Annotated in this window: 26 protein-coding genes; 4 read left to right on the top strand and 22 right to left on the bottom strand. The window is 72.3% G+C overall.

Annotated features, from left to right (window positions below; all coding sequences use genetic code 11):
• Positions 1–249, bottom strand: a complete 249-nt coding sequence (locus KUV85_RS02535) for an RNA-binding protein (RefSeq protein WP_219961647.1) — start codon at positions 247–249, stop codon at positions 1–3.
• Positions 249–785 (bottom strand): 30S ribosomal protein S16, encoded by a 537-nt coding sequence (gene rpsP, locus KUV85_RS02530; protein WP_219961646.1) that lies wholly within the window; start codon positions 783–785, stop codon positions 249–251. Before rpsP ends, KUV85_RS02535 begins: the two co-directional genes overlap by 1 nt.
• 198 nt (positions 786–983) lie before the next feature.
• Here rpsP and KUV85_RS02525 point away from each other — a divergent pair, with 198 nt between their 5' ends.
• Positions 984–1,526: a hypothetical protein gene (locus KUV85_RS02525; protein ID WP_219961645.1), complete on the top strand. Its 543-nt coding sequence runs from the start codon at positions 984–986 to the stop codon at positions 1,524–1,526.
• 13 nt (positions 1,527–1,539) lie between these two features.
• Here KUV85_RS02525 and KUV85_RS02520 read toward each other — a convergent pair whose 3' ends face one another.
• From KUV85_RS02520 to KUV85_RS02430, 19 genes are all read right to left on the bottom strand, one after another.
• A complete protein-coding gene (locus KUV85_RS02520; protein WP_219961644.1) occupies positions 1,540–2,616 on the bottom strand; it encodes an amidohydrolase family protein in 1,077 nt (358 codons plus the stop codon).
• A 124-nt stretch (positions 2,617–2,740) separates the two neighbouring features.
• Positions 2,741–3,109: an NYN domain-containing protein gene (locus KUV85_RS02515; RefSeq protein ID WP_219961643.1), complete on the bottom strand. Its 369-nt coding sequence runs from the start codon at positions 3,107–3,109 to the stop codon at positions 2,741–2,743.
• 178 nt (positions 3,110–3,287) lie between these two features.
• Positions 3,288–4,871, bottom strand: coding sequence for a signal recognition particle protein (ffh, locus tag KUV85_RS02510; protein ID WP_219961642.1), 1,584 nt, complete (start codon positions 4,869–4,871; stop codon positions 3,288–3,290).
• Between the two features lie 118 nt (positions 4,872–4,989).
• Complete coding sequence (locus tag KUV85_RS02505) at positions 4,990–7,203, bottom strand: [protein-PII] uridylyltransferase (RefSeq protein WP_219961641.1); 2,214 nt, start codon at positions 7,201–7,203, stop codon at positions 4,990–4,992.
• A gap of 16 nt (positions 7,204–7,219) precedes the next feature.
• Positions 7,220–7,558 carry a P-II family nitrogen regulator gene (locus KUV85_RS02500; protein WP_219961640.1) on the bottom strand — a complete coding sequence of 113 codons (339 nt, stop codon included), beginning with the start codon at positions 7,556–7,558 and terminating at the stop codon, positions 7,220–7,222.
• Between the two features lie 2 nt (positions 7,559–7,560).
• Positions 7,561–8,910, bottom strand: a complete 1,350-nt coding sequence (locus KUV85_RS02495; RefSeq protein ID WP_219961639.1) for an ammonium transporter — start codon at positions 8,908–8,910, stop codon at positions 7,561–7,563.
• Between the two features lie 148 nt (positions 8,911–9,058).
• Complete coding sequence (ftsY, locus tag KUV85_RS02490) at positions 9,059–10,198, bottom strand: signal recognition particle-docking protein FtsY (protein WP_219961638.1); 1,140 nt, start codon at positions 10,196–10,198, stop codon at positions 9,059–9,061.
• 26 nt (positions 10,199–10,224) lie between these two features.
• Positions 10,225–10,434: a hypothetical protein gene (locus tag KUV85_RS02485; RefSeq protein ID WP_219961637.1), complete on the bottom strand. Its 210-nt coding sequence runs from the start codon at positions 10,432–10,434 to the stop codon at positions 10,225–10,227.
• A gap of 111 nt (positions 10,435–10,545) precedes the next feature.
• Positions 10,546–11,007 carry an acyl-CoA thioesterase gene (locus KUV85_RS02480; protein ID WP_219961636.1) on the bottom strand — a complete coding sequence of 154 codons (462 nt, stop codon included), beginning with the start codon at positions 11,005–11,007 and terminating at the stop codon, positions 10,546–10,548.
• A gap of 2 nt (positions 11,008–11,009) precedes the next feature.
• Entirely contained in the window at positions 11,010–14,639 is a 3,630-nt protein-coding gene (smc, locus tag KUV85_RS02475) for a chromosome segregation protein SMC (protein ID WP_219961635.1), read from the bottom strand.
• Between the two features lie 217 nt (positions 14,640–14,856).
• Positions 14,857–15,054, bottom strand: coding sequence for a hypothetical protein (locus KUV85_RS02470; RefSeq protein ID WP_219961634.1), 198 nt, complete (start codon positions 15,052–15,054; stop codon positions 14,857–14,859).
• Between the two features lie 104 nt (positions 15,055–15,158).
• Positions 15,159–16,013, bottom strand: a complete 855-nt coding sequence (gene mutM / locus KUV85_RS02465) for a bifunctional DNA-formamidopyrimidine glycosylase/DNA-(apurinic or apyrimidinic site) lyase (protein WP_219961633.1) — start codon at positions 16,011–16,013, stop codon at positions 15,159–15,161.
• An 8-nt stretch (positions 16,014–16,021) separates the two neighbouring features.
• On the bottom strand, positions 16,022–16,738 hold the full coding sequence (rnc, locus tag KUV85_RS02460; protein WP_237690235.1) for a ribonuclease III: 717 nt from the start codon (positions 16,736–16,738) through the stop codon (positions 16,022–16,024).
• A gap of 19 nt (positions 16,739–16,757) precedes the next feature.
• Positions 16,758–16,943 carry a 50S ribosomal protein L32 gene (rpmF, locus tag KUV85_RS02455; RefSeq protein WP_219961631.1) on the bottom strand — a complete coding sequence of 62 codons (186 nt, stop codon included), beginning with the start codon at positions 16,941–16,943 and terminating at the stop codon, positions 16,758–16,760.
• A 43-nt stretch (positions 16,944–16,986) separates the two neighbouring features.
• On the bottom strand, positions 16,987–17,601 hold the full coding sequence (locus KUV85_RS02450; protein ID WP_219961630.1) for a YceD family protein: 615 nt from the start codon (positions 17,599–17,601) through the stop codon (positions 16,987–16,989).
• 52 nt (positions 17,602–17,653) lie between these two features.
• Entirely contained in the window at positions 17,654–18,157 is a 504-nt protein-coding gene (gene coaD / locus KUV85_RS02445) for a pantetheine-phosphate adenylyltransferase (protein ID WP_219961629.1), read from the bottom strand.
• A 66-nt stretch (positions 18,158–18,223) separates the two neighbouring features.
• The gene (gene rsmD, locus KUV85_RS02440) at positions 18,224–18,805 is read right to left on the bottom strand and encodes a 16S rRNA (guanine(966)-N(2))-methyltransferase RsmD (RefSeq protein WP_219961628.1); all 582 of its coding nucleotides are present in this window, start codon (positions 18,803–18,805) and stop codon (positions 18,224–18,226) included.
• A 61-nt stretch (positions 18,806–18,866) separates the two neighbouring features.
• On the bottom strand, positions 18,867–21,098 hold the full coding sequence (locus KUV85_RS02435) for an ATP-dependent DNA helicase RecG (RefSeq protein ID WP_219961627.1): 2,232 nt from the start codon (positions 21,096–21,098) through the stop codon (positions 18,867–18,869).
• Between the two features lie 15 nt (positions 21,099–21,113).
• Positions 21,114–22,745 (bottom strand): DAK2 domain-containing protein, encoded by a 1,632-nt coding sequence (locus KUV85_RS02430; protein ID WP_219961626.1) that lies wholly within the window; start codon positions 22,743–22,745, stop codon positions 21,114–21,116.
• 183 nt (positions 22,746–22,928) lie between these two features.
• Between KUV85_RS02430 and rpmB the strand changes: the two genes are divergently transcribed.
• Positions 22,929–23,114, top strand: coding sequence for a 50S ribosomal protein L28 (rpmB, locus tag KUV85_RS02425; protein WP_219961625.1), 186 nt, complete (start codon positions 22,929–22,931; stop codon positions 23,112–23,114).
• A 173-nt stretch (positions 23,115–23,287) separates the two neighbouring features.
• Here the strand turns inward: rpmB and KUV85_RS02420 are convergent, their stop codons facing one another.
• Positions 23,288–24,271, bottom strand: a complete 984-nt coding sequence (locus KUV85_RS02420) for a thiamine-phosphate kinase (RefSeq protein ID WP_219961624.1) — start codon at positions 24,269–24,271, stop codon at positions 23,288–23,290.
• A 78-nt stretch (positions 24,272–24,349) separates the two neighbouring features.
• Between KUV85_RS02420 and KUV85_RS02415 the strand changes: the two genes are divergently transcribed.
• Both KUV85_RS02415 and KUV85_RS02410 read left to right on the top strand, forming a co-directional pair.
• A complete protein-coding gene (locus KUV85_RS02415; protein ID WP_219961623.1) occupies positions 24,350–24,586 on the top strand; it encodes an Lrp/AsnC family transcriptional regulator in 237 nt (78 codons plus the stop codon).
• A gap of 1 nt (position 24,587) precedes the next feature.
• A complete protein-coding gene (locus KUV85_RS02410) occupies positions 24,588–25,100 on the top strand; it encodes a DUF3515 domain-containing protein (protein ID WP_219961622.1) in 513 nt (170 codons plus the stop codon).
• Positions 25,101–25,108 lie beyond the last annotated feature (8 nt).

The raw sequence follows: 25,108 nt of genomic DNA, 5'->3' as shown, positions 1-25,108 counted from the left end.
CTAGCGCTGGCCCTGACGGTCGACGTCGACGAAGTCGATGCGGGCGTTGTTGCCGCCGTCGAGCGCCGAGATGACGGTGCGGAACGCGGTGGCCGTGCGGCCACCGCGACCGATCACCTTGCCGAGGTCGTCGGGGTGGACCCGGACCTCGAGCAGCGACCCCCGGCGCAACTGCTTGTCGCGCACGGTGACCTCGTCGGGGTTGTCGACGATGCCCCGCACCAGGTGGTCGAGCGCGTCGGCGAGCATCAGGACTTGTCCTCGGCCTCGGCGACCGGCTCGTCAGCGACCTCGGGCTCGGCGGCCTTGTCCTCGACCTTCGCCTCGACCTCGGTGTCGGCCTTCTCGGCGTCGGTCTCGGCGGCGGGCTCCTGCTCGGTCTTGGTGGCCTTCGGCTCGTCCTTCTTCTTCGGAGCGGTCACGGCCTCGGCCTTGGGCTCGCTCTCGGCCTCCTTGAGGGCCTCGTTGAAGATGTCGAGCTTGTCGCGCCGCGCAGCAGCGGACTTCACGGTGCTCTCGGCGCCGTCGATGCCCTTGAACTTCTGCCAGTCGCCGGTGAGCTCCAGGATGCGGGTCACGGTCTCGGACGGCTGTGCGCCGACACCGAGCCAGTACTGCGCGCGCTCGGAGAGCACGTCGATGTGCGACGGCTCCTCCTTGGGGCGGTAGTGACCGATCTCCTCGATCACCTGGCCGTCGCGCTTCTTGCGCGAGTCGACGACGACGATGCGGTACTGCGGCACCCGGACCTTGCCCAGGCGCTTGAGACGAATCTTGACGGCCACGTTTGTGGTGTCTCCTCGAAAATCGTGGTGGGTGGAGGTGAACCGACCGGAGTGGGGACCGGCTGGTCACATCGGTGGGCGCTGTGGCGGACGGTTGAGAGGGTCCGACCGACACAGAACTCAGCGGCAGAGTCTGCCAGAGATCGGCACGCGTCGAAAATCGGGCCGGTGACCACCGCATGGCGCCAGACTGTGGCCATGAGCCAGCCCCCAGCCCACGACGCTCCGCCACCGCCGCCCCGGCCTGCTCGCCCGCGTCCCGGCCTGCGCGGGGTGTGGCTGGGCGTCCTCCTCATGGTGCTCGGCGTCGTGGTGCTGGTGGTCGGGATGGTCGCGACCTGGAAGCCCCTCTTCGACGCCGACGCCGTCGTCGCGGCCGACGGCCGCGAGCACGTGGTGTCGTTGCCCGCCGGTGAGGAGCGCGGCCTGTGGCTGCGCGAGGGCGAGCCCGCCACCTGCACCGCCGTGGACGCCGACGGTGACGCCGTCCGCTTCGAGCGACCCGGTGGTGAGTACACGGTCAACGAGTGGCGGGCGAGCAACCGATTCGGCACCGGCGCCGGCGACGTGGTCCTGACCTGCGACTCCCCCGTCCCGGGGACCGAGGTCCGGATCAGCGCCCTGCCCGGCGTCGCCACCGTGATCGTCGCGATGCTGCTCTCCTGCGGCATCGGCATCGCGCTGGGGCTCGGCGGCCTGGTGCTGCTGGTGGTCACCCTGGTCCGGCGCAGCCGCACCTGACCCCCGGAGGGCCTCAGGCGACCACTCGGCCGCGCAGGACGACGTACGACGGGTCGGCCAGGACCGACAGGTCCTCCAGCGGGTTGCGGGGGTAGACCACGAAGTCGGCCGGGTCGCCCTCCTCCAGTCCGGCGTTCCAGCCCAGCCACGCGCGGCCCAGCCAGGAGGCGGCACCGAGGACGTACTCCGGCGTCAGGCCCATGTCGACCATCGCGCGGATCTCCTCGTGGAGGCAGCCGTGGCGGGCCGAGCCGCCGCCGTCACTGCCGACGTAGAGCGGGACGCCGGCCTCGTGGGCGGCCATGAGGACGTCGCGCCGCTGGCGGTGGAGTCGCTCCATCGTGGCGGCGTAGTCGGGGAACTTCTCGCGCCCCGCCTCGACGTACTCGGTGAACTTGTCGGTCTGCTGCACCGTTGGCACCAGCGCGACCCCCTGGGACACCATCTGCTCGATGTGCGCCTCGGTGAGGCCGGTGCCGTGCTCGATGCAGTCGATGCCGGCGTCGAGCAGCGGAGAGAGCGACTCGCTGCCGAAGCAGTGTGCGGTGACCTTGGCGCCCCGCGCGTGCGCGGTCGCCACGGCGCTGGCCGCCGCCTCGGCGGGGAAGGACGGCGCGAGGTCCCCCTCCTCACGCGAGATCCAGTCCCCCACGAGCTTGACCCACCCGTCGCCGGAATCGGCCTGCTCGGCCACGGTGGCGTCCAGGTCCTCGGGCTCGACCTCGACGCCGTAGTTGCGGAGGTAGCGCTTGGTGCGGGCCACGTGCCGCCCGCACCGGATCAGCCGCGGCAGGTCCTCGCGCGCCTGCGTCCAACGCGTGTCGACCGGGGACCCGCAGTCGCGGGTCAGCAGTACGCCGGTGTCGCGGTCGGCGACGGCCTGGGCCTCCACCTCGGCCGGATCCTCGACAGCACCGCCGTCCTCCAGGCCCAGGTGGTTGTGGGCGTCGACCAGGCCCGGGACGATCCAGCCCTCGGCGTGGGTCTCCGCACCAGCGGGGCGCTCGTAGGTGATGTACCCGTTGACGACGTACACCTCACGGGGCTCACCATCGGGCAACACCGGTCCGGAGAAACGAAGTGGCGTCATGGGCCGACGGTATCCGAGCCGAGCGCGCCACGCTCGCGTGACGCGCGTCCGGCGAGGAGGTCGAGCAGCCGCGCCGGCGCGAGCCCGCGGGGGGCGGCGACCGGCTCGTCGAGACCGGGGACCCTCAGATGCGATCGAGCAACCACGACGGCGTGACCGTCGTGGCACCGGCGCCGTGGCACCGGGCGTCGAGGGCACGATCGGCGGTCACCACGACCACGCGGTCGCCGCGGTCGGCCGCCTTGCGCGCCTCCGCGACGATCGTGGCGTCACCGTCCCGCGGCGCGTGCACCGTCCGCACATGGGCGTCCCTACCGGCGCGGACCCCGCCCTTGGCCTGCCCCTCGAGGACCAGGACGACGACGTCGTGCTCGAGGTCCGCGACCAGCAGCGACTCGTGCAGGCGCTGTGCCGCCCCCGCACGGTCCTTCCACCACCCGTCGGGGCGCGCCCCGACGACGTTGGCACCATCGACCACCAGAACGCTCGTCATCTTCGGGCTCCCAACTCACGTGGTCTCGACACGCCCGGTCCCGGGCTCGCAAGCTCACCCGGGCGGGCTGCTCGACCTGATCGCGCCACGCGGCACGGGTCTCGATACATCCGGCGCTCGTTCCTCACGACGGATACTCGACCCTGCAAGCATCGCGAGCTCGCGCTCCGCTGCGCGATCACTTCAGGTACTTGGAGAAGTCGCTGGGCAGGTCGAGATCGGCCGCGGCCTTCTCGTAATCGATCTCCTCGCCGATGCCGAACGGGTTCGGCGTGGCCTCGCTGGCCTTCTCCTTCTCTGCCGCCGCCTGCTGGGCCGCCTTGGCGGGGTTGCCCGAGCGTCCCTTCTTCTGCTTGGCCTTGCCCTTCTTCTGCTTGGCCTTGGAGCGCTTGCCGGGTCCGGGCGCGCCCGGCATGCCGCCGCCGGGCATTCCCGGCATCCCGGGCATCCCGCCGCCGCGGGCCATCTGCTCCATCATCTTGCGGGCCTCGAAGAAGCGGTCGACCAGCTGGTTCACGTCACTGACCGCGCGGCCGGAGCCCTTGGCGATGCGGGCACGCCGCGAACCGTCGATGATCTTGGGGTTGGCGCGCTCGGCCGGCGTCATCGAGCAGATGATCGCCTCGATCCGGTCGATCTCGCGGTCGTCGAAGTTCTCCAGCTGCTCCCGCATCTGGCCCATACCGGGCAGCATCTGCAGGATCTTGGTCATCGAGCCGAGCTTCTTGACCTGCTGCATCTGCTCGAGGAAGTCGTCGAGGGTGAACTGGCCGTCGCCCCGGCCGGCGAGCTTGTCGGCGGCCTTGAGCGCCTGCTCCTGGTCGAAGGTCTTCTCGGCCTGCTCGATCAGGGTGAGCATGTCGCCCATGTCGAGGATCCGCGAGGCCATCCGGTCGGGGTGGAAGGCATCGAAGTCGGTCAGCTTCTCCCCCGAGGAGGCGAACATGACCGGCTTCCCGGTGACCTGCCGGATCGACAGGGCAGCGCCACCGCGGGCGTCACCGTCGAGCTTGGTGAGGACGACACCGTCGTACCCGACTCCGTCGAGGAACGCCTGCGCGGTCGCGAGTGCGTCCTGACCGATCATCGCGTCGACGACGAAGAGGATCTCGTCGGGCTGGACGGCGTCGCGGATCGCCGCTGCCTGGTCCATCATCTCCGCGTCGACACCGAGGCGACCCGCGGTGTCGACGATGACGACGTCGTGCAGCTTGCGCTTGGCCTCCTCGATCGACTCCTTCGCCACCGCCACGGGGTCGCCGGTGCCGTTGCCCGGCTCGGGCGCGAAGACCGGTACGCCGGCGCGCTCCCCGTTGACCTGGAGCTGGTTGACCGCGTTGGGCCGCTGCAGGTCGCACGCGGCCAGCATCGGTGTCTTGTCCTGGTCCTTGAGCCAGAGCGCGAGCTTGGCGGCCAGCGTGGTCTTGCCGGCGCCCTGGAGGCCGGCGAGCATGATCACGGTCGGGCCGGACTTGGCGAACCGCAGCCGTCGGGTCTCGCCGCCCAGGATGGTCACCAGCTCGTCGTTGACGATCTTGATGACCTGCTGGGCCGGGTTCAGGGCCTGGCTGACCTCCTCGCCGCGGGCACGCTCCTTGACGGCGCGGACGAAGTCCTTGACCACCGGGAGCGCGACGTCGGCCTCCAGCAGCGCGATGCGGATCTCGCGTGCGGTCGCATCGATGTCGGCCTCGGAGAGCTTGCCCTTGCCCCGGAGGTTCTTGAAGGTGTCGGACAGGCGGTCGGACAGTGTGGCGAACAAGAAACTTCCCTCGTGGTGGCAGCGAGCCCAGGGCTCGGTCGGTCAGGGCTCGAGTCTACGGGCGCCGGCTGCCTCGTGCGCAGCCAGCGCCGTGCTCGGCCCCGGCGGGGCGCGTCGGTCAGCCGGCGAGCGCGGCGCGCACCGCGTGGGCGGCGTCCGCGGCACGGGTGTCGGAGAGGGCACCGGCCGCGACCTCCTGGACGTAGAACACGTCGACCGCCTGCGGCCCGAGGGTGGAGACGTGGGCGGAGCGGACGGTCATGTCCAGGGCCGCGAGCGCCGCACTCACCAGGTAGGCGACGCCGACCCGGTCCCCCGCCCGCACCTCGATGACCGTGGCGTGGTCACTGGCCTCGGGGCGGACCACGACCGTCGGGGCGAGGCCACTGGCGTCGGGGCGTGGGGACAGGCGCTCCGCGGGGTCGATGCGACGGTGCACCACCGCGTCGTGCCGGCCGCGGAGCACCCCCGCGGTCAGCTGGTCGTCGGCGACGTCCCACACCGAGACGCCGTACTCCCCCTGTGACCAGACGCGCGCGGCACGGACCGGGATCCGCTGCAGTGCGAACGTGGCGGCGATGTCGGCGAGCAGCCCGACCCGGTCCGGGGCCACCACGGTGACGCGCGCACCGTCGGCCACGTCCTCCACGGTGAAGCTCGTGCCGCCGCCGTGCACCTCGTCGGGGACCGCCACCTCGTCGGTGAGCATCGCCGGCGGCACCGCGCCGTGGGCCAGCGAGGCCTGGGCGCGCTGCGCGAGGTTGTGGACCAGGCCGGCACGCCAAGCCGTCCAGGCCTGGGGCGCCGTCGCCTTCGCGTCGGCCTCGGTGAGCGCGGTGAGCAGGTCGAGCGCCTCGCCGGTCGCGACGCGGTCGGTCAGGGTCGCGATGGTGGCCGGGTCCTCCAGGTCACGGGTGGTCGCGGTGCGGGCGAGCAGGAGGTGCCAGCGCACCAGCTGCGCGATCAACGCGACCTCCTCCTCGGCGAACCCCATCCGGGTGGCGACGTCGCGCGCGATCGGCTCCCCCGCGACGCTGTGCTCGGTGAGCCCGCCCTTGCCGATGTCGTGGAGGAGGGCCGCCACCAGCAGTACGTCGGGCCGCGAGACGCCGCGGATGAGGGCCGAGGCCTCGACGCAGGTCTCGATGACGTGGCGGTCCACGGTGAAGCGATGGATCTCCGAGGCGTGCGGCAGCAGCCGGATGCGCTCCCACTCCGGGAGCACCTGTGCCAGCGCGCCAGTCTCCTCCAGCGTCTCCCAGACCGGCAGCAGCCCGGGACCGGCGGCCAGCAGCCGCACCATCAGGTCGCGTGCCTCCTCCGGCCAGGGATCCCCGAGCGGCGCACCCTCCCGCACGAGGCGGGCGGCCGTCGGTGGCGCCAGCACGAGGTCGCGCTCGGCGGCTGCAGCGGCGGCCCGCAGCAGCAGCGCGGGGTCCTGTGTGGGACGGGCGCTGCGGTCCAGCACGATCTCCCCCCGGGACACCGCCACGCCGCGGGCGACCGGTTCGAGCCGTGGGCGTCGCGGTCGACCGGCGGGACGCCGCGTGACCGCGTCGTCGGCACGCCGCCACACCAGGCGCGAGAGGTGGGAGATGCGCCGTCCGAGGAGTCGCACGTGACGCTGGGCGGCGCGGTCGTCGGCGAGGTCGAGTCCCTCCGCGACCGGTGCCCAGTGCTCCGGCGCGACGCGGTCGGTCGCGCGTCCGGCCGACTCGTGGAGTACGTCGCGGACGTCGAGCAGCTGCTGGCGGCACCGCTCGATGTCGGCAACGGGCACGTCGACCAGCCAGGTCGCGCCGAGCCCCTTCAGGACACCCGCGTCGCGCAGTCCCCCCTCCCCCTCCTTGAGGTCGGGGACGGCGGCGTGGGCGATCTCGCCGATCAACCGGTGGCGGGACCGGACCAGGTCGTGCAGTGCCGGCACCCGTTCACGGGCCCGGTGCCGCCACGCCGCCAGGGTGACGGTGCGCAGGCGCAGCGTGAGGTTCGGGTCGCCGGCGAGGTGACGGATGTCGAGCAGCCCGAACGCGACCTTCAGGTCGGTGCGCGCCACCTCCGACATCTCCGTCATGGTCCGCACCGAGTGGTCCAGGCGGGCCCCGGAGTCCCACAGCGGGTACCAGAGGTCCTGGGCCCACTCGCCCAGCTCGGCGTCCTCGTCGTGGACGAGCACCACGTCGAGGTCGGAGTACGGCGCGAGCTCGCCCCGGCCGTACCCGCCGACCGCGATGAGCGCGACGCCGACGTCGGGGGCGCCGGCGTCGGCGTAGGCACGCGTGCAGAGCTCGTCGGCGGCGGCGGTCCGCTCGGCCCGTCCTGCGGCGCTCACCCAGGAGTCCCGCGGCTCAGATGGCCGCGGAGTCCTTGTCGCCGGTGCGCACCCGGACGACGGTCTCGATCGGGCTGACCCAGACCTTGCCGTCGCCGATCCGGCCGGTCTGCGCGGTCCGGGCGACGATGTCGACGATGTCGGCCACGTCGGCGTCGTCGACGACGATCTCGATGCGGATCTTCGGCACCAGGGCGATGTCGTACTCCGCGCCCCGGTAGACCTCGGTGTGGCCCTTCTGGCGGCCGTAGCCGCTGACCTCACTGACGGTCATGCCGGTGACGCCGAAGGTCTCCAGCGCCTCGCGGACGTCCTCCCACTTGTGGGGCTTGATGACGGCGGTGACGAGCTTCATGCTCAGAATCCTCCCGTGGTGATGCCGGAGCGGCGCGAGCCGCCGAGGTTGACGTAGTCATAGGCGGTCTCCCCGTGCTCGACGAGGTCGATGCCGTTGACCTCGTCCTCCTCGGGGATGCGCCAGCCCAGGGTGTACTTGATGGGCAGGCCGATCAGCAGCGTGGCGGCCGCGCTCCAGATCATCGCGAACACGGCGACCGCGAGCTGGACGACGAAGAGCTTGCCCCCGTCGCCGTAGAGGAGGCCACCGTCGGTGGCCACCAGGCCGATCGCGAGCGTGCCGACCAGGCCCCCGACGAGGTGGACGCCGACGACGTCGAGGGAGTCGTCGAACCCGAAGCGGAACTTCAGGCCCACCGCCAGCGCACACAGCACGCCGGCCAGGGCACCGACGAAGATCGCGCCGACCGGGCTCACCGCACCGCAGGCGGGCGTGATGGCGACCAGGCCGGCCACGATGCCCGACGCGGCGCCGAGCGAGGTGGCCTCGCCGTCGCGCACCTTCTCCACCACGAGCCAGCCGAGGATGGCGGCACAGGTCGAGACCAGTGTGTTGACCCAGACCAGTCCGGCCGAGCCGTCGGCGGCGTACGCCGATCCCGCATTGAACCCGAACCAGCCGAACCACAGCAGTCCGGCGCCGAGCATCACGAACGGCAGGTTGTGGGGCTTCATCGGCTCCTTGCCGAACCCCTTGCGCAGGCCGACCAGCAGCGCGAGCACCAGGCCCGCGACACCGGCGTTGATGTGCACGGTCGTGCCACCGGCGAGGTCGACCGGTGCCACGGCGGCGACCATCTCGCCCCCGGACTCGACGGTGCCGAACAGCAGCGCGGCCAGGCCGCCCTCGCCCTCGCCGAGGAAGCCGCCGCCCCAGACCATGTAGGCCATCGGGAAGAAGGCGAGCGTGACCCACACCGGGACGAACGCCACCCAGGCGCTGAACCGGACGCGATCGGCGATCGCGCCGCTGATCAGCGCGACGGTGATGATGGCGAAGGTCGCCTGGAAGCCGATGTCGACCACCTGGGCGAGGCCGTCGTCGTAGAGGATGTAGGCCCCGTCGGCGTCGGTGACGGAGTCACGCAGGCCGAAGAACTCGAACGGGCTGCCGGAGAACGGTCCGATGGTGCTGTCGACCGGGTAGGACATCGACCAGCCCCACAGCACGTAGACGACACCGACGATGCCCATCGCGGTGAAGGACATCATCATCATGTTCAGCACGGACTTCGAGCGGACCATGCCGCCGTAGAAGAAGGCCAGCGCCGGCGTCATCAACAACACCAGGGTCGCCGACATCAACATCCAGGCGTTCAGGCCGGGATCGACGTCCACCATCGGATTCATCTGCAACGGACCTCACCGTGGTCGGGGTGACGGGCCGCGAGGCGGCACCCGTCCGGATCACCGCCCACCTTCGGGTCCGCAGGTTTCCGGACGCCGCGTGGCATGTTTCAGCCGTGTAACAGGTTCTCCGGCCGCCGCCGGAGCCTCCTCAGGAGCCGCCGAGCAGGGCGTCGACGAAGGCGCCGGGGTCGAACGGAGCGAGGTCGTCGGGCCCCTCGCCCAGGCCGACGAGCTTCACGGGGACCCCGAGCTCGCGCTGGACCGCGACCACGATGCCGCCCTTGGCGGAGCCGTCCAGCTTGGTCAGCACGATGCCGCTGACGTCGACGACCTCGGAGAAGACCTTGGCCTGGATCATGCCGTTCTGGCCCGTGGTGGCATCGAGCACCAGCAGCACCTCGGTGACGGGCACCTGCTTCTCGATGACGCGCTTGACCTTGCCGAGCTCGTCCATGAGGTCCTGCTTGTTCTGCAGGCGTCCCGCCGTGTCGACGACGACGGTGTCCACGCCGGCGGAGGTCCCGCGCTGCACCGCGTCGAACGCCACCGAGGCCGGGTCACCGCCCTCGGGGCCACGGACGACCTCGAGCCCCACACGCTCCCCCCAGGTCTCGAGCTGGTCGGCAGCGGCGGCGCGGAAGGTGTCGGCCGCCGCGAGGAGTGCCGTGCGGTCCTCGGCGACGAGGATGCGGCCGAGCTTGCCGACGGTGGTGGTCTTGCCGGTGCCGTTGACGCCGACCATCATCACCACGCCGGGCTGCTCGCCCTCACCGGAGACCCGGAGCGCACGATCCTCGTCAGGACCGATGAGGTTGATCAGCTCCTCGCGGAGTACGGCCCTGGCGTCGGCGGCCTCGCCCCCCTCGACCCGCAGCCGCGTGCGCAGGCGCTCGACCAGCTCCTGGGTGGGGCCGACGCCGATGTCGGCGCCGATGAGGAGGTCCTCGATGTCCTCCCAGGTGTCCTCGTCGAGCCGGTCGCGGCTGAGGAGGCCGAGCAGGCCCTGACCGAGCGTGCCCTGGCCCGCCAGTCGCTGGCGCAGGCGCACCAGCCGCGACGCGGGGCGTTCGGGCTGCTCCAGCGTCGGCGTCGGCGCCGGGGCCTCGGCGACCTCCGGGGCCTCGGGTGCAGCAGTGTCGGTGCCGGTCGGCGCCGTGTCCTCGCGCGGCGGCGCGAGGGTGTCCCCGCCCGACGCGGGCGGCGTACGACGCGTCCGCGTGGTGACGAACCCGGCGAGGACCAGGACACCGAGGACGGCGAGACCGATGACGAGGTAGAGCCACTCCATGGCGGCAGTGTTTCAGCGGCGTCGACTCAGCGTTGCAGCAGGTGGCGTGCAGCGGTGTCGCGCTGTCCGTCGTCCTGGGCCGGGAGCACGGGCGCACGCGCCACGGTGCGGGTCATCGCCGCACCCAGCCACGACGCGCGTGGCACGTCCTGTCCGCGGTGCGGGAAGGCGACGTAGGTGATGACCAGGCCGGAGACGACCAGGATCAGCACCATCGCAATGATGATGGTCAGCACGAGTTCCCTCCCGAGCGGTGAGTGCAGCCTCGACCAACTGCGGTGACAGCCTACGGGGCGCCGTCACGCGACCGTGCATCCACGAGCCGCTCGAGCGCGAGGAGACCGAGGTCACACCGCCAGGGGTGCGACCGCGGCGCGGATGGCGTCCGGGATCGGCGTCGAGGGACGCGCCGGGTCCTCGTTGTCGACGTAGACGTGGACGAACCGTCCCTCGGCGGCCGCCTCGGCCCCGCTGCCGTCGGGGTCGCCCTGGAAGATGCCGATGCGATAGGTGACCGAGGAGGTGCCGAGCCGCTCGACGGCGAGGCCGAGGTCGATGGGTGCGGGGTAGCCCACCTCGCGGAAGTAGCGGCACGAGACCTCCGCGACGACCCCGATGGCGGGCAGGCGGCGGATGTCGGTGCCGGTCGCCTCGGCCAGGTGCGCGTTGACCGCGGTGTCGATGAGCTCGAAGTACCGGGCGTTGTTCATGTGCCCGTAGACGTCGTCGTCGGCCCACCTGGTCGTCGCGACCCGCCACGCCACGAAGTCGGACCGGGTGGGACGGGGGGCACGTGCCTCGCGAGCCATGGTCAGGCGGACTCCGCCTCGCGCAGGCGCTGGCTGATCACGGTGGTCACACCGTCACCGCGCATCGTGACGCCGTACAGCGCGTCGGCGACCTCCATGGTGCGCTTCTGGTGCGTGATGACCAGGAGCTGGGAGTTCTCGCGCAGCTCCTCATAGATCTGCAGCAGGCGGCCCAGGTTGGTGTCGTCGAGCGCGGCCTCGACCTCGTCGAGGATGTAGAACGGCGACGGGCGGGCCTTGAACAGCGAGACCAGGAAGGCGACGGCCACCAGCGACCGCTCACCGCCGGAGAGCAGCGAGAGCCGCTTGACCTTCTTGCCGGCGGGACGCGCCTCGACCTCCACGCCGGTCGCGAGCAGGTCGTTCGGCTCGGTGAGGACGAGCCGGCCCTCACCGCCCGGGAAGAGCCGGGCAAAGGTCTCGTCGAAGGCGGCCGCCACGTCGCGGTAGGCCTCACTGAAGACCTCCTCGACCTTGGCGTCGACCTCCTTGACGATGTCGAGCAGGTCCTTCCGCGTGGCCTTGAGGTCCTCCAGCTGCTCAGTCAGGAACTTGTGTCGCTCCTCCAGGGCGCTGAACTCCTCCAGCGCGAGCGGGTTGACCTTGCCCAGGGTGCGCAGCTCGCGCTCGGCCTTGCGCAGTCGCTTCTCCTGCTCCTCGCGCACGAACGGCACGGTCGGGACCTCGTCGTCCCCGATGCCGGGCTCGCCGCCCTCGACCGCGCCGGGCTGGGGTACGCCGTCCGCGTCGGTGGCGGCCGGCGGCCCGTCATGCTCCTCGGCGGGCGCCGGCACCGGCTGGTCCGGCCCGTAGTCGGTCACGAGCCCCTCGGGATCGAGTCCGAGCTCGTCCATGACACGGCCCTCGATCTGCTCGATCCGCATCCGCTGCTGGGTCCGGGCCATCTCGTCACGGTGCACGGAGTTGACGAGCTCGTTGTGCTCCTTGTCCAGCTCGCGGGCGCGGCCACGCACGGCGACGAGCTCCTGCTCCCGTCCCCGGCGGGAGGCCTCGATCTCCTCGCGCTCACGGCGGGCGCGTTCCAGCGACCCGTCCAGCTGCTCGAGCACGTAGCCGACGGCGGCCGAGACGACCTCGCCGGCGCGCCCCTCGCGGAGCAGCCGCTCGCGGCGCTCGGCGGCGCGGGCTCGTGCCTCACGCTCGGCACGCGCGGCGGCACGCATCTGGTCGACGCGCCCGTGCAGCGCGCGACCGCGCTCCTCCGACGTGCGCAGGGCGAGCCGGGCCTCCATCTCGCCCTGGCGAGCCGCCTGGGCCGCGTTGGTCAGGCGCTCCTGCTCGTCGGTGTCGGGCTCCTCCTCGTCCTCGTCCTCGGCCGTGGCGAGCCGCTCCTCGAGGTCGCGCAGCCCGGCGAGCGCCTGCTCCCGGGCCGCCCCGGCCTCCTCGATGGCCTCGGCCAGGCGCTCGGCCTCCTCGCGCGCGGAGCGGGCGACCGCGCCGTGCTGGGCCAGCTCCTCGGCGACGGCGGCGAGCGTGGCGTCGGACTCGTGCAGCTTGGCGAGCGCGACGTCGACGCGGTGCTGGACCTCCTCGCGCTCGGACTCCAGCCGGGACAGGTCGAAGGTCAGGCGCTCACTGGCCGCGGTGGCCTCGGTCAGCTGCTCGGCGGCCTCGTCGACGGCGGCCTGGATCTCGATGAGGCTCTGCTCCTCGGTCGAGCCGCCGGAGGCGAAGTGGGTGCCCAACAGGTCACCGTCGCGGGTGACGGCGACGACGTCGGGCAGGTCGGCCACGACGGCCCGCGCAGCGCTGAGGTCGTCGACGACCACGGTCTTGCGCAGCAGCTGGGTGAGTCCGGAGCGGACGTCGGCGGGGCAGTCGACGACGTCGGCGGCGTACGTCGCGCCGGAGGGCAGGGCGGGCCAGTCCGACCGGTCCGTGGCACCGCCGCCGAGGAGGAGACCGGCACGTCCGAGGTCGTCGGTCTTGAGGTGGTCGATCGCGGCGACCGCGGCGTCGGCATCGGTCACCGCCACGGCGTTGGCGGCTGCCCCCAGCGCGGAGGCGATGGCGGTCTCGTGGCCCGAACGGACCGAGATCAGGGCCGCCACCGACCCCAACAGTCCGGAGAGGTCGTCGCTGGCGGCGAGCAGCGCACCGGCGCCGTCCTTGCGGGACAGCCCCATCTCGAGCGCTTCCCGCCGGGCCGTCAGGGCGGAACGGTCGCGCTCGGCCTGCTGGGCCTCCTCGCGCACCTTGGTGAGGCGGTCGTCGACGTCGGCCAGTGCTGCGGCCGCCGCCTCGTGGTCGGCGTCGAGCCCCTCCTCGCCGGCGTCCAGGCCGGCCACCTGGGTCTCGAGCGCGGTGAAGTCGCCCCGGGCGCGCTCGGCGCGGGTGAGTGCGTCGGCGCGGGCGGCCTCGAGGCGGCCGACCTCCTCCTCGGCAGCGGTCGCGCGCGAGCGCAGCGCATTCGCCTTGCCCTGGAGCCGGGCGAGCCCCTCCCGCCGGTCCGCAGCGGCACGCAGGAGTCCGGCGACCCGGCGCTCCTCGTTGGCCGCCGCCTCCTCGGACTGCTTGCGTCCGGCCACCGCGTCGTCGAGCGCGGCCTGCTGCTCGGCGACCAGTGCGGCGATCTCTGCCTCCTGGGCCGCCAGCCGCTCGGCCTCGGCATCGAGCTCCTCGGGATCGCGACCGTGCTCGCCCTGCCCGTCGTCCTCGCTGACCGACGCGGCGTTGCGCATCCGCTCCGCGGCCAGTCCCTGGGTGCCACGCAGCCGCTCGCGGAGGGCGCCGAGCTGCGAGAGCGCGTCCTGGGCCGCCGACAGCGCCGGCAGGTCCTCCCGCAGCGCCGCCTCGAACCCGGCCTCGGCCTCCCGCGCCTGCGCAAGCTGCTGCTCGACCTCCTCGCGGCGGGCGATGAGCACGTGCTCGTCCTCGAGCTCGCGCTCCAGCTCGCCGCGGGCGGTCACCAGGTCGTCGGCGAGGAGGCGGGCCTTCGCGTCGCGGGCCGCGGCCTGGATCGAGACCGCCTTGCGCGCGACCTCGGCCTGGCGCCCCAGTGGCTTGAGCTGGCGGCGGATCTCGCTGAGCAGGTCACTGAGGCGGGTCAGGTTGCCCTCGGTGGAGTCCAGCTTCCGCAGCGCCTTCTCCTTGCGCTTGCGGTGCTTGAGGACGCCGGCGGCCTCCTCGATGAAGCCGCGCCGGTCCTCGGGCGTCGCGTGGAGGATCTGGTCGAGCTGGCCCTGCCCGACGATGACGTGCATCTCGCGGCCGATGCCGGAGTCGCTCAGCAGCTCCTGGACGTCGAGCAGGCGGCAGGTCGAGCCGTTGATGGCGTACTCCGAGCCGCCGGTGCGGAACATGGTCCGGGTGATGGTCACCTCGGCGTACTCGATCGGCAGGGCACCGTCGGCGTTGTCGATGGTGAGGGAGACCTCGGCACGCCCCAGTGGCGGACGGCCGGAGGTGCCGGCGAAGATGACGTCCTCCATCTTGCCGCCGCGCAGCGACTTGGCGCCCTGCTCGCCCATGACCCAGGCGAGGGCGTCGACGACGTTGGACTTGCCGGAGCCGTTGGGACCGACGATGCAGGTGATGCCCGGTTCGAGCTGCAGCGTGGTCGCCGAGGCGAAGGACTTGAACCCCTTGAGGGTCAGGCTCTTCAGGTACAACGTGCAGCTCCCCAAACTCGGTACTGCCGACGGTCATGGCCAGTGTGCTGAGCGCGACATCGTGGCAGACACCGCACGGGGAAGCTCAGCGTGGTCGCCACCCTAGCGTCCCGGAGGCACCGGTCCGGGGAGGCGCCGCGGGGCGACACGGGGTCGCCGCCGGGACCGCTCCACCGTCGTGGAGCGGTCGATCAGCGCGAGAGGTGCGGCGCCGGCCTCAGACCGGCTGCATCTCCTGCGAGCTGTCGGCCAGCAGGTCCGCCGCGCGGCCCGCCATCAGCTCGTCGTTCTCCTCGCTCAGGCGGAGGACGAGCGACTCGAGCTCGGCGACGCGGGTGCGCAGTCGCGCGTTCTCGAGAGCGAGCCGGGGGTCACGCAGATCGCTGTTCAGGTGGCCGACCAACGCCTTGGCCATGAATGTGCAGCCTTCCGTCGAGGGGAACGCGGCCCCAGAGTGGGCCATCTCCAAGAGTCCCACCGGAATCGGGCGTGGTCAAATACACGACGGCGCCGTCGCCGTCACGGCCGGGGGGCCCGCTGGCACCGCGGGCAGAAGTAGGAGGACCGGTTGGTGAACGCGACCCGACGGATCGGCGCACCGCACCGGCCGCAGGGCTCGCCCTCGCGGCCGTAGGCGTGCAGCGAGCGGTCGAAGTAGCCCGACTGGCCGTTGACGTTGACGTAGAGCGCATCGAAGCTGGTGCCGCCCTGGACCAGCGCCTCGACCATGACGTCGCGCACGTGCGCAACGAGCTCGCGCAGCTGCGGTCCCCGCAGCCGGTCCCCCCGCCGCTCACCGTGGAGGCGGGCCCGCCACAGCGCCTCGTCGGCATAGATGTTGCCCACGCCCGAGACCAGCGACTGGTCCAGCAGCAGGCGCTTGATCGCCGACCGGCGCCGCCGGACCCGGCGCACGAAGTCGTCGATGTCGAAGTCCGGGTCGAGCGGGTCGCGCGCGATGTGGGCGATCTCCACCGGCACCTCCGCTCCCCCGCTGCTGACCGAGAGGCCGCCGAACATGCGCTGGTCCACGAACCGCAGCTCGCTGGCGGCCTCGTTGGCGCCGGCGAGGCCGAACCGGACCCGCAGGTGTCGCTCCGGCGGAGCTCCGCCCGGCTGCACCAACATCTGGCCGCTCATGCCCAGGTGCCCCAACAGCGCGTCGCCACTGTCCAGCGGCAGCCAGAAGTACTTGCCGCGGCGCCGGGCGGCCATCACCTGGCGGCCGGTGAGGGCGGCCGCGAACCCCGCGGGACCACGCGGATCGCGGCGTACGGGCCGCGGATGCAGCACCTCGACGCGGGAGATGCGGGCGCCGACGACGTGTCGGGCCAGGCCGGCGCGCACGACCTCGACCTCGGGAAGCTCGGGCACGGCGGAGCTCAGTCCGCGGCAGTGTCGCCGGTGGGGACGCCGTACTCCTCGGCGATGTCGCCGTACGCCGCCTCGGCGGCCCCCTGCTCGGCCTCCTTCTTGGAGCGGCCGGTGCCAGCACCGAAGAGCCGCTCCCCCACGCGCACCTGGGCGGTGAAGGTCTTCTGGTGGTCCGGGCCGTCGTCGGTGATGACGTACTCGGGGACGCCGAGCTCGTGCTCGGCGGTCAGCTCCTGCAGGGAGGTCTTCCAGTCCAGCCCGGCGCCCAGACCGGACGCCTCGTCCAGCAGCGGGTCGAACAGGCGGTGCACGACGACGCTGGAGACCTCGATGCCGCCGCTGAGGTGCACCGCACCGAGCACGGCCTCGGTCGTGTCGGCGAGGATCGAGTCCTTCTGCCGGCCACCCGTCGTCTCCTCGCCGCGGCCGAGCTTGACGTACTCGCCCAGCGCGATGCCGCGAGCGACGCCAGCGAGGGCGCGGGCGTTGACCACGGCCGCCCGCAACTTGGCCAGCCGGCCCTCGGGGAGGTCCGGGTGGGTCCGGTAGAGCGCCTCGGTCACGACCAGTCCGAGCACGGAGTCCCCGAGGAACTCCAGCCGCTCGTTGGTCGGGAGGCCACCGTTCTCGTAGGCGTATGAACGGTGTGTCAGGGCGCGCTCGAGGAGCTCGGGGTCCAACTCAGGGTCCCCGAGCGCCGAACGCAGCTCCTCGTAGTCGGTGATGCCCGGTGCTCCGACCGGTTCAGAGCACCTGACGGCGGTCGGACCGCGCGCCGTACTGACCGCAGGTGCCGCACGCGCGGTGCGGCAGGTGCTTCGCGCCGCAGGTCGGGTTGGCGCAGGTCACCAGGGTCGGCACGGCGGCCTTCCACTGCGAACGGCGGTGCCGCGTGTTGCTGCGCGACATCTTCCGCTTGGGAACAGCCACTGTCTTCTCCTCGTCTCGCCGGGCCTCGCCCGGTGCTTCACCGTCAGTTCTCGTCAGTCGTGCGGTCGGCGTCGCCGTCCAGCCGTGCCAGTTCCGGCAGCTCGGCCAGCTTCGCCCACCGCGGGTCCACGGGTGCCTCGTGCTGGTGGTCGGGCTCATCGGCCAGGCGCACCCCGCACTCGGGGCACAGCCCGGGACAGTCCTCCCGGCACAAGGGCTGGAACGGCAGTGCGAGCACCACCGCATCCCGCAGCAGGGGTTCCAGGTCGAGCAGGTCCCCCTGGAGCATGCTGGTCTCGTCGTCCTCCCCGTCGGGGGTGTCCTGGTCATCGGCATCGTCGTAGACGAACAGCTCCTGCAGCGTCACCTCGACCGGGTCGCGGATCGGCTCCAGGCACCGTGCACATTCGCCCTCGACCACGGCCATGGCCGTGCCGGTGACCAACACCCCCTCCATGACCGCTTCGAGGCGCAGGTCGAGTTCGACCGGCGCTCCCTCGGCGACCGAGAGGACGTCGATGCCCAGATCTGCCGGGGCCGGCACCGTGGGCGACACCTGGCGTTGGGACCCCGCGCGGCGACCGAGCTCGCGGGTGTCGAGCACGAGCGGCGCTCGGGGGTCCAACTCAGTCAGGGGTTCACCTTCGGTTCCGGTCACGACAGATCACCCTGAATGGTACGGCCCGGGCGCTGGGCGCAGCAAAATCGGGTCACTCGCCACGAGCACGCTCGGCGATGCGCTCCGTCAGCGCCGACAGGACCTGCGGCGGCACGAACTCCGCCACGTCGCCGCCGAACGCCGCGACCTCCTTGACGAGGCTGGAGGACACGAACGACATGCTCGGATCGGTCATCAAGAAGACCGTCTCGACCTCGGTCAGGTGGGAGTTCATCTGCGCCATCTGCAGCTCGTAGTCGTAGTCGGTGGCGCCACGGAGTCCCTTGACGATCGCCTGGGCGCCGATCTCGAGGCAGAAGTCGGTCACCAGGCCGCTGAACCCCTGCACCCGCACGTTGTCCCACGGCGCGACGGCGTCGTCGAGCATCGCCATGCGCTCCTCGGGGGTGAAGAACCGGCCCGAGGAGGTCGTCTTGGACTTGTTGACGCCGACCGCGACGACCACCTCGTCGAAGAGGTCGGCCGCTCGCCGGAAGATGTCGATGTGTCCGTTGGTGACCGGGTCGAAGGACCCCGGGCAGACCGCGCGTCGCATGCGGCCACCGTAGTGCGTGGCCCGGATCCACCGCCTCGCGGCGTCACGAGAAGCCTCAATCCGGGCTCAGTGCACTTCGGGGTGCCACTCGGCGAACCAGAGGGCGGTCTCGCCGTAGCGGCGGTGTCCCCGCTTCCCACGGAGCGGCACGAGTCCCGGCGGCCAGGTCGGGGCGGGGCTGCGCGCGCTGCGCTCGACGACCACCAGCGCCTCCGGCGCGAGCCAGTCGTGGGTGGCGAGCGAGGCGAGGTCCTCGGCCAGCACGGCCTCGTCCACGGCGTACGGCGGGTCGGCGACGACGACGTCGTAGGCCCGTGGCGCGGCGGCAGCGAGCACGGCGGCGACGGGCCGGTGGAGCACCTCGGCATCGCGGCACCCGATCGTGGCCGCGTTGGCAGTGATCAGGTCCGCCGCCCGACGATCGGACTCGACGAGGGTCACCGCCTCGGCGCCACGGGACCAGGCCTCCAGGCCCAGGGCACCGGACCCGGCGTACAGGTCGAGGAAGCGCGCGCCGTCGAGGTCCCACCGCGACTCGATCGCGGAGAAGAGCGCCTCCCTGACGCGGTCGCTCGTCGGTCGGGTGCCGCTCCCCCGCGGCGTCTCGAGACGGAGCCCTCCGGCGCTGCCGGCGATGATCCGGGTCACGCCCTGCTCCCCGCTCGTGGCTCCTGCGGTGCCTCGCCCCGGCGCCCCTCGTGCCGCGGTCTCACGACTTGTCCACGAAGTCGCCCTGCTGGGAGAGCTCCAGCTCCCGCACCGCGTCAGCCAGCAGGGGCCACCGGCCCAGGTCCCGGTCCTCGTCCAGCAACTCGGCCGCAGCGTCCCGCGCGTCGACGATGGTGTCCTCGTCGCGCAGCACCTTCAGGTTCGTCAGGCTCGACCGCCGACCTGCCTGGCTCGCGCCGAGCACGTCGCCCTCGCGCCGCTGCTCCAGGTCGATGCGGCTCAACGCGAAGCCGTCCGAGCTCGCTGCCACCGCGTCGAGACGCACCCGGGCCGGCGACTCGGGGTCCTCCGCGTGGCTGACGAGGAGGCACAACCCGTGGTGGCCACCACGGCCGACCCGGCCCCGCAGCTGGTGCAGCTGCGAGACGCCGAAGCGGTCCGCGTCAAGGATCACCATCGTGGTGGCGTTGGCGACGTCGACGCCGACCTCGATCACGGTCGTCGAGACCAGTACGTCGATCTCGCCGGCGGCGAAGGCCCGCATCGTGGCGTCCTTCTCCTCCGCGGGGAGCTTGCCGTGCAGCCGACCGATCCGGCAGTTCGGGAGCGGCCCGGCCGTGAGCCGCGGTACGACGTCCTCGACGGCGGCCGACTCCCCCGGTGCGGTGGTGACCGGCTCACCGTCCTCGTCGTGGTCGATGACGGTGACGCCGAGCTCGAGGTCCTCCGCCGAGATCCGAGGGCACACGACGTAGACCTGGTGCCCGGCCTCGACCTCCTCGCGCACCCGTTGCCACACCCGCTCGATCCACGAGGGCTGCTCGGCGAGCGGAACCACGTTGGTCTGGATGGGGGCGCGCCCGCCGGGCAGCTCACGGAGGGTCGAGACGTCGAGGTCGCCGAAGACCGTCATCGCCACCGTGCGCGGGATCGGGGTCGCGGTCATGACCAGCAGGTGCGGTGGGACGACCGCCTTCTCGGTGAGGGCGGCACGCTGCTCGACGCCGAAGCGGTGCTGCTCGTCCACGACCACCAGGCCCAGGTCGGCGAAGGTGACCTCGTCCTGGAGGAGCGCATGGGTGCCGATCACGATGCCGGCCTCGCCGCTGGCGATGCGCAGCAGCGGCTCCCGGCGCTGGCCCTTGGTCATCGACCCCGTCAGCAGGTCCACCCGCGTACCCTCCGCGGAGCCGAAGATGGTGCCGCCCTCGCCCAGCTCGCCGAGCATCGCGCTGATCGAGCGGTGGTGCTGCTGGGCCAGCACCTCGGTCGGCGCCAGGAGAGCGGCCTGGCCACCGGAGTCCACGACTCGGAGCATCGCGCGGAGCGCGACGAGCGTCTTGCCCGAGCCGACCTCACCCTGGAGCAGTCGGTTCATCGGGTGTGGTGCGGCGAGGTCACGGGTGATCTCCTCCCCCACCTCACGCTGGCCCGTGGTGAGCTCGAACGGCAGCCGGTCGTCGAACGCCGTCACCAGGGCGCCGTCGCCGCCGGTGCGGATCGTGGCGCCCAGCTCCTGCACCGCGCGGCGTCGCCGGCCGAGGACGAGTTGGGTGACCAGGGCCTCGGCGAAGCGGAAGCGGTGCAGCGCGCGGGTGACCTGGTGCCGGTCGGCCGGGGTGTGGACCCAGTCGTAGGCGGTCGCGACGTCGAGCACGGCGTACTTCTCCCGGACCGGGGGCGGCAGGACCTCGGGGATCTCCTCGAGGACCGAGCGGGCGAACCGCACGGCCCGGAGGAGGTCCCAGGACTCGACGCCCTTGGTCAGCGGGTAGATCGGGTAGAGGTCCCCGATCTCGTCGGGCAGGGCGCCCTCCACGGTCTCGTCGGCCATCCCGAAGACGGTCAGCGACGGGTTGACCAGCTGCCACTGGTCGCGGAACCGGTCCGCCTTGCCGAGGAAGACGCCGCGGTTGCCCACCGCGACCCGGCGGGCGTGCCATCCCGCGGTGCCCTTGTTCTTCGCGAAGAAGGTCATCTTCAGACGCGGACCGTCGGTCTGCAGCATCGCCTCCACGCGGTATGCCGTACGCCCCGACCGTCGGTCGCGGTAGGTGCGGGTGTCGCACTGCACGACCTCACCCACCACGCAGAGCATCTGCCCGACCTGCAGGTCACCGACGGCGGTCAGGTTGCCGGTGTCGAGGTACCGCCGCGGGAAGTGGTCGAGCAGGTCGCCGACGGTGTGGAGGCCCAGTCCCTGCTCGACCTTCTTGCGCTTCGCGGCGTTGGCGCCGATCACCGCGGTGATCGACGAGGTGAGGGTGATCATCGGGGGTCGGCCACCTCACTCCACCGACATCAGGAGGGGGTAGCGCTCCTGGCCGCCGTCATAGACCACCACGTCGACGTGGGGGTACTCCGCCTCGACCCAGGCCGCCGTGGTGTCGGCGAGGTCGGCGCCGTCCACACCGGACGCCAGCGTCACCAGCTCCCCGCCGGGCGCCAGCAGCCGGGTCAGCACCCCGCGCGTGACCTCGGCGAGCTCGTTGCCGACGATGACGAAGTCCCCGGAGACCACACCGAGCGCGTCGCCCTCCTCGCACGGCCCGGCGGAGGTCATGGCCGTCCGGGCGGCGAGCGTGACGGCACCGTCGCGCACGTGGCGGGCGGTCGCCGTCATCTCGGTGACGTCCTGGTCGAAGGCGCGCCCCGGCTCGTGCACCGCCAGGGCCGCCAGGCCCTGCACCTGGGCCCGCGTCGGGATGACCGAGACGCGGATCCCCCGGGCATCGGTGTCGTCCAGCTCGGCCGTGCTCGCTGCCATGCGGGCCGCCCGTACGGAGTTCTCGTCGTTGGGCAGCACGATGATCTCGCGGGCGCGGCACTCGGTGATCGCCTCCAGCAGCTCACCGGTCGACGGGCGTACGCCGGGACGCCCCTCGACGACGACGGCACCGGCCTCCCGGAAGATCGCGGCGAGTCCGGGACCCGCTGCGACGGCCACGACGCGGCGCTGGGCGACGGGTTCGCGCCGGTCGGCCTCGGCCTGCTCGGCGAAGTGGGTGACGCGGATCCGGTGGGGCCGCCCCGCGGCCAGGCCGGTCTCGATCACCGCGCCCACGTCGTCGGTGTGGACGTGCACGTGCCAGGTGCCGTCGCCGCCGACGACCACCACCGAGTCGCCGAGCCCACCGAGCCGGACCCGCAGGTCCGGGACGTCGTCGTCCTCGGCCTCGAGGAGGTACATCACCTCGTACGCCGGTCCGTCCGCGCTGAGGTCGGCACCGGTCGCCTGCGGCACCGGGATGGCGTGGGCGCCGATCGCGGCCGGTTCCACGACGGGGCGCTTCCCCGTCAGGGCGGTCTCGGCGGCGTCGAGGATCACGCACAGGCCCCGGCCGCCGGCGTCGACCACGCCGGCGTTGCGCAGGACCTCCAACTGCTCGGGCGTGCGCGCCAGCGCGTCGCGCGCGGCGGCGGTGGCCGCGGTGAACACGTCGCGTGCCCGCGCCCGGTCGTCGTCGCTGACCACGCGCTGGGCGGCCTCCGACGCGGCTCGGAGCACGCTCAGCATCGTGCCCTCGACCGGCTCGCCCACGGCGGCGTAGCTCGCGTCGCTGGCCCGGCGGAGTCCGTCGGCCATCACCACCGCGTTGCGCTCGGAGTCATCGGCGTCGCGCAGTCGTCGCGCGACCGCGCCGAGCATCTCGCTCAGGATGACGCCGGAGTTGCCGCGCGCCCCCAGCAGGGCACCGCGGGCGAAGGCCTCGAGGCCGGCGGACCGGTCGGTCGCGGTCGGCTCGGTGGCGCCGAGCGCATCGCGGGCCGAGGCGACGGTGAGGTACATGTTGGTGCCGGTGTCACCGTCGGGAACGGGATAGACGTTGAGCGCGTCGATCTCCTCACGGGCCGCGGCGAGTGCATCGACGGCGACGTCGACGAAGCGACGTACCGTGTCGAGTTCGATGCCGGCCATGGGTGGCACACTAGTGGGGTCGTCCGCGCCAGTGACGCGGCCGCTCCCGGGTGCCGCGATTTCGGTCGCGAGCCGCTGGTCCGCTACCCTGATGCGGTTGCCCGGACGCTCCCGGGCGACCCCAACGCCTCCAGGGTCCGACCCCTGGCATCCAGCACAAGTATCGATCCGTAGGAGTCAATCGTGGCTGCCGTCTGCGACATCTGCGCGAAGAAGCCGGGCTTCGGCAACAACCGTCCCTGGTCGCGCAAGATCACCAAGCGTCGCTTCAACCCCAACATCCAGCGCGTGCGCGCCAAGGTCGACGGCACGCCCAAGCGGATCAACGTCTGCACCGGCTGCCTCAAGGCCGGCAAGGTGACTCGCTGAGACCACGATCATGACGCCGTGACCCACGGGTCGCGGAAGGTCCTGGATGGCCCCGATGCGCGCGGCGCGTCGGGGCCATCGTCATGTCCGTCGCCGGTGGGCGTTCACGAACCGCTGGCTCGACGCGAGAAAAGTGCTGACTCGACGCGGAAGAAGTGCCGACTCGACCCTCCTCAGAAGTGGGACCAGCCGACCGGGCCGTCGTTGGTGGCGCCGTCGACGGTGACGACGGGCAGGCCGTCGTCGGGCGGGTTGACCACGCCCACCTGGTGCCACCCGTCGGGCAGGTCGGTGCCGGCGGGGAAGGTGGCGAGGAGCGCGTGGTCGTCTCCCCCGCCCAGGACGTACTGCAGCGGGTCGGATCCCGTGGCGGCGGCCACCGCGTGCAGCGGCTCGGCGACCTCGAAGGCCTCGCTGCGCAGGTTGATGCCGACGCCGGACGCACGTGCGAGGTGCGCGGCGTCGGCGAGCAGACCGTCGGACACGTCGATCATGGCGGTCGCGCCGGCCTCGGCGGCGACCAGACCGGCGTCGTACGGGGGCTCCGGGCGCCGGTAGGCATCGACGAGCTTGCGCGGGGACCGGAAGCCCCGACCGAGCACCGCGAGTCCGCCCGCGGCCCAGCCCTGCCGACCGCACATCGCCACGACATCGCCGACCGAGGCACCCGACCGCAGCACCGGTGAGACGGTGCACGCACCGAGCACCGTGACGGCCACGGTGATCTGGTCGGCCTCGCTCAGGTCGCCGCCGACCACGCCGGCACCCACGGCGGCACACTCCTCGGCGAACCCGCGGACGAAGCCCAGGACCCACTGGGCCGGGAGGTTGCTGGGCAACGCCAGTCCGACGGTGAGCCAGGTGGCGCGGCCACCCATCGCGTTGATGTCGGAGAGGTTCTGTGCCGCCGCGCGGTGTCCGACGTCGACGGCGTCGACCCAGTCCCGGCGGAAGTGGCGCCCCTCGACCATCAGGTCGGTCGAGACCACGACGTGCCCGGTGCGCACGCGCAGCACCGCGGCGTCGTCACCGGGGCCGACCAGCACGTTCTCGCCCGGCGCCAGCGACGCGACGAGATCCTCGAGCCGCCCGATGACGCCGAACTCGCCGAGGTCGGCCAGCGTGGTGTCGGGGCCGATGGCTGCGGAGTCGGACACGGCCACATCCCACCAGACGTCCCCGCGGGGGTAGGTTGGGGGGTGACCGACCTTCGCGAGTGACGAGGAGTGCAACCAATGACGGTGCAGGCCTACATCCTGATCCAGACCGACGTGGGCAAGGCCGCCGATGTGGCCTCCGAGATCGCCACCGTCGAGGGCGTCACCCTCGCCGAGGACGTCACCGGTCCCTACGACGTCATCGTCCGCGCCGAGGCCAAGAACGTCGATGAGCTGGGCACGCTGGTGGTGTCGAAGGTGCAGAACCTGCCCGGCATCACGCGCACCCTCACCTGCCCCGTGGTCCACATCTGAGGTGTCGCCCCGACGCGCGTGGCGGACGCGGCACCGTGTCCGCCACCGCCTCGTGGCGCCGCTCGCCGTCGTCGCGGTCGCCACGACGGCCTGTGGCGGCACGCAGATCACCGACCACGACCTCTCCGCCGAGGACGAGTCCGCCTGTGCGGCGTTCGTCGAGTCGCTGCCGGACACGCTGGCCGACCAGGCACGCGGCGAGGTCGACCCCGACGACGCGCTCGGGGCGGCGTACGGCGACCCGGCGATCGTGGTGACCTGCGGCGTCCCCGAGCCGCCTGAGCTCCGCGAGGGTGCGGCCTGCGAGGTCGTCGATGGCGTGCGGTGGTACCTCCCCGACGACCAGTTCGGGACCGAACCGCAGGACCTGGCCCTCACCTCGGCCTGGGACCTCCCCCGCATCGAGGTGGTCGTGCCGGCGGCGTACTGGCCCGAGGGCGGGGCCGCGGTGATGGCGTCGCTGGGACCGCTGGTGGAGGAGCACCTGCGCAGCCAGCCCGGCGAGTGCCTGTGAGCCGGCTG

The organism is Nocardioides panacisoli, assembly GCF_019448235.1.
GTDB classification, from domain to species: domain Bacteria; phylum Actinomycetota; class Actinomycetes; order Propionibacteriales; family Nocardioidaceae; genus Nocardioides; species Nocardioides panacisoli_A.
The sequence above is the reverse complement of the archived record's forward strand: the minus strand, read 5'-3'. Positions and strand labels throughout refer to the sequence as shown.

Coding starts and splice junctions, on each gene's coding strand:
- KUV85_RS02535 (WP_219961647.1), bottom strand. CDS start 249: ATGCTCGCCGACGCGCTCGACCACCTGGTGCGGGGCATCGTCGACAAC.
- KUV85_RS02525 (WP_219961645.1), top strand. CDS start 984: ATGAGCCAGCCCCCAGCCCACGACGCTCCGCCACCGCCGCCCCGGCCT.
- KUV85_RS02520 (WP_219961644.1), bottom strand. CDS start 2,616: ATGACGCCACTTCGTTTCTCCGGACCGGTGTTGCCCGATGGTGAGCCC.
- KUV85_RS02515 (WP_219961643.1), bottom strand. CDS start 3,109: ATGACGAGCGTTCTGGTGGTCGATGGTGCCAACGTCGTCGGGGCGCGC.
- KUV85_RS02500 (WP_219961640.1), bottom strand. CDS start 7,558: ATGAAGCTCGTCACCGCCGTCATCAAGCCCCACAAGTGGGAGGACGTC.
- KUV85_RS02495 (WP_219961639.1), bottom strand. CDS start 8,910: ATGAATCCGATGGTGGACGTCGATCCCGGCCTGAACGCCTGGATGTTG.
- ftsY (WP_219961638.1), bottom strand. CDS start 10,198: ATGGAGTGGCTCTACCTCGTCATCGGTCTCGCCGTCCTCGGTGTCCTG.
- KUV85_RS02480 (WP_219961636.1), bottom strand. CDS start 11,007: ATGGCTCGCGAGGCACGTGCCCCCCGTCCCACCCGGTCCGACTTCGTG.
- KUV85_RS02470 (WP_219961634.1), bottom strand. CDS start 15,054: ATGGCCAAGGCGTTGGTCGGCCACCTGAACAGCGATCTGCGTGACCCC.
- coaD (WP_219961629.1), bottom strand. CDS start 18,157: ATGCGACGCGCGGTCTGCCCGGGGTCCTTCGACCCGGTCACCAACGGA.
- KUV85_RS02435 (WP_219961627.1), bottom strand. CDS start 21,098: ATGATCACCCTCACCTCGTCGATCACCGCGGTGATCGGCGCCAACGCC.
- KUV85_RS02430 (WP_219961626.1), bottom strand. CDS start 22,745: ATGGCCGGCATCGAACTCGACACGGTACGTCGCTTCGTCGACGTCGCC.
- KUV85_RS02415 (WP_219961623.1), top strand. CDS start 24,350: ATGACGGTGCAGGCCTACATCCTGATCCAGACCGACGTGGGCAAGGCC.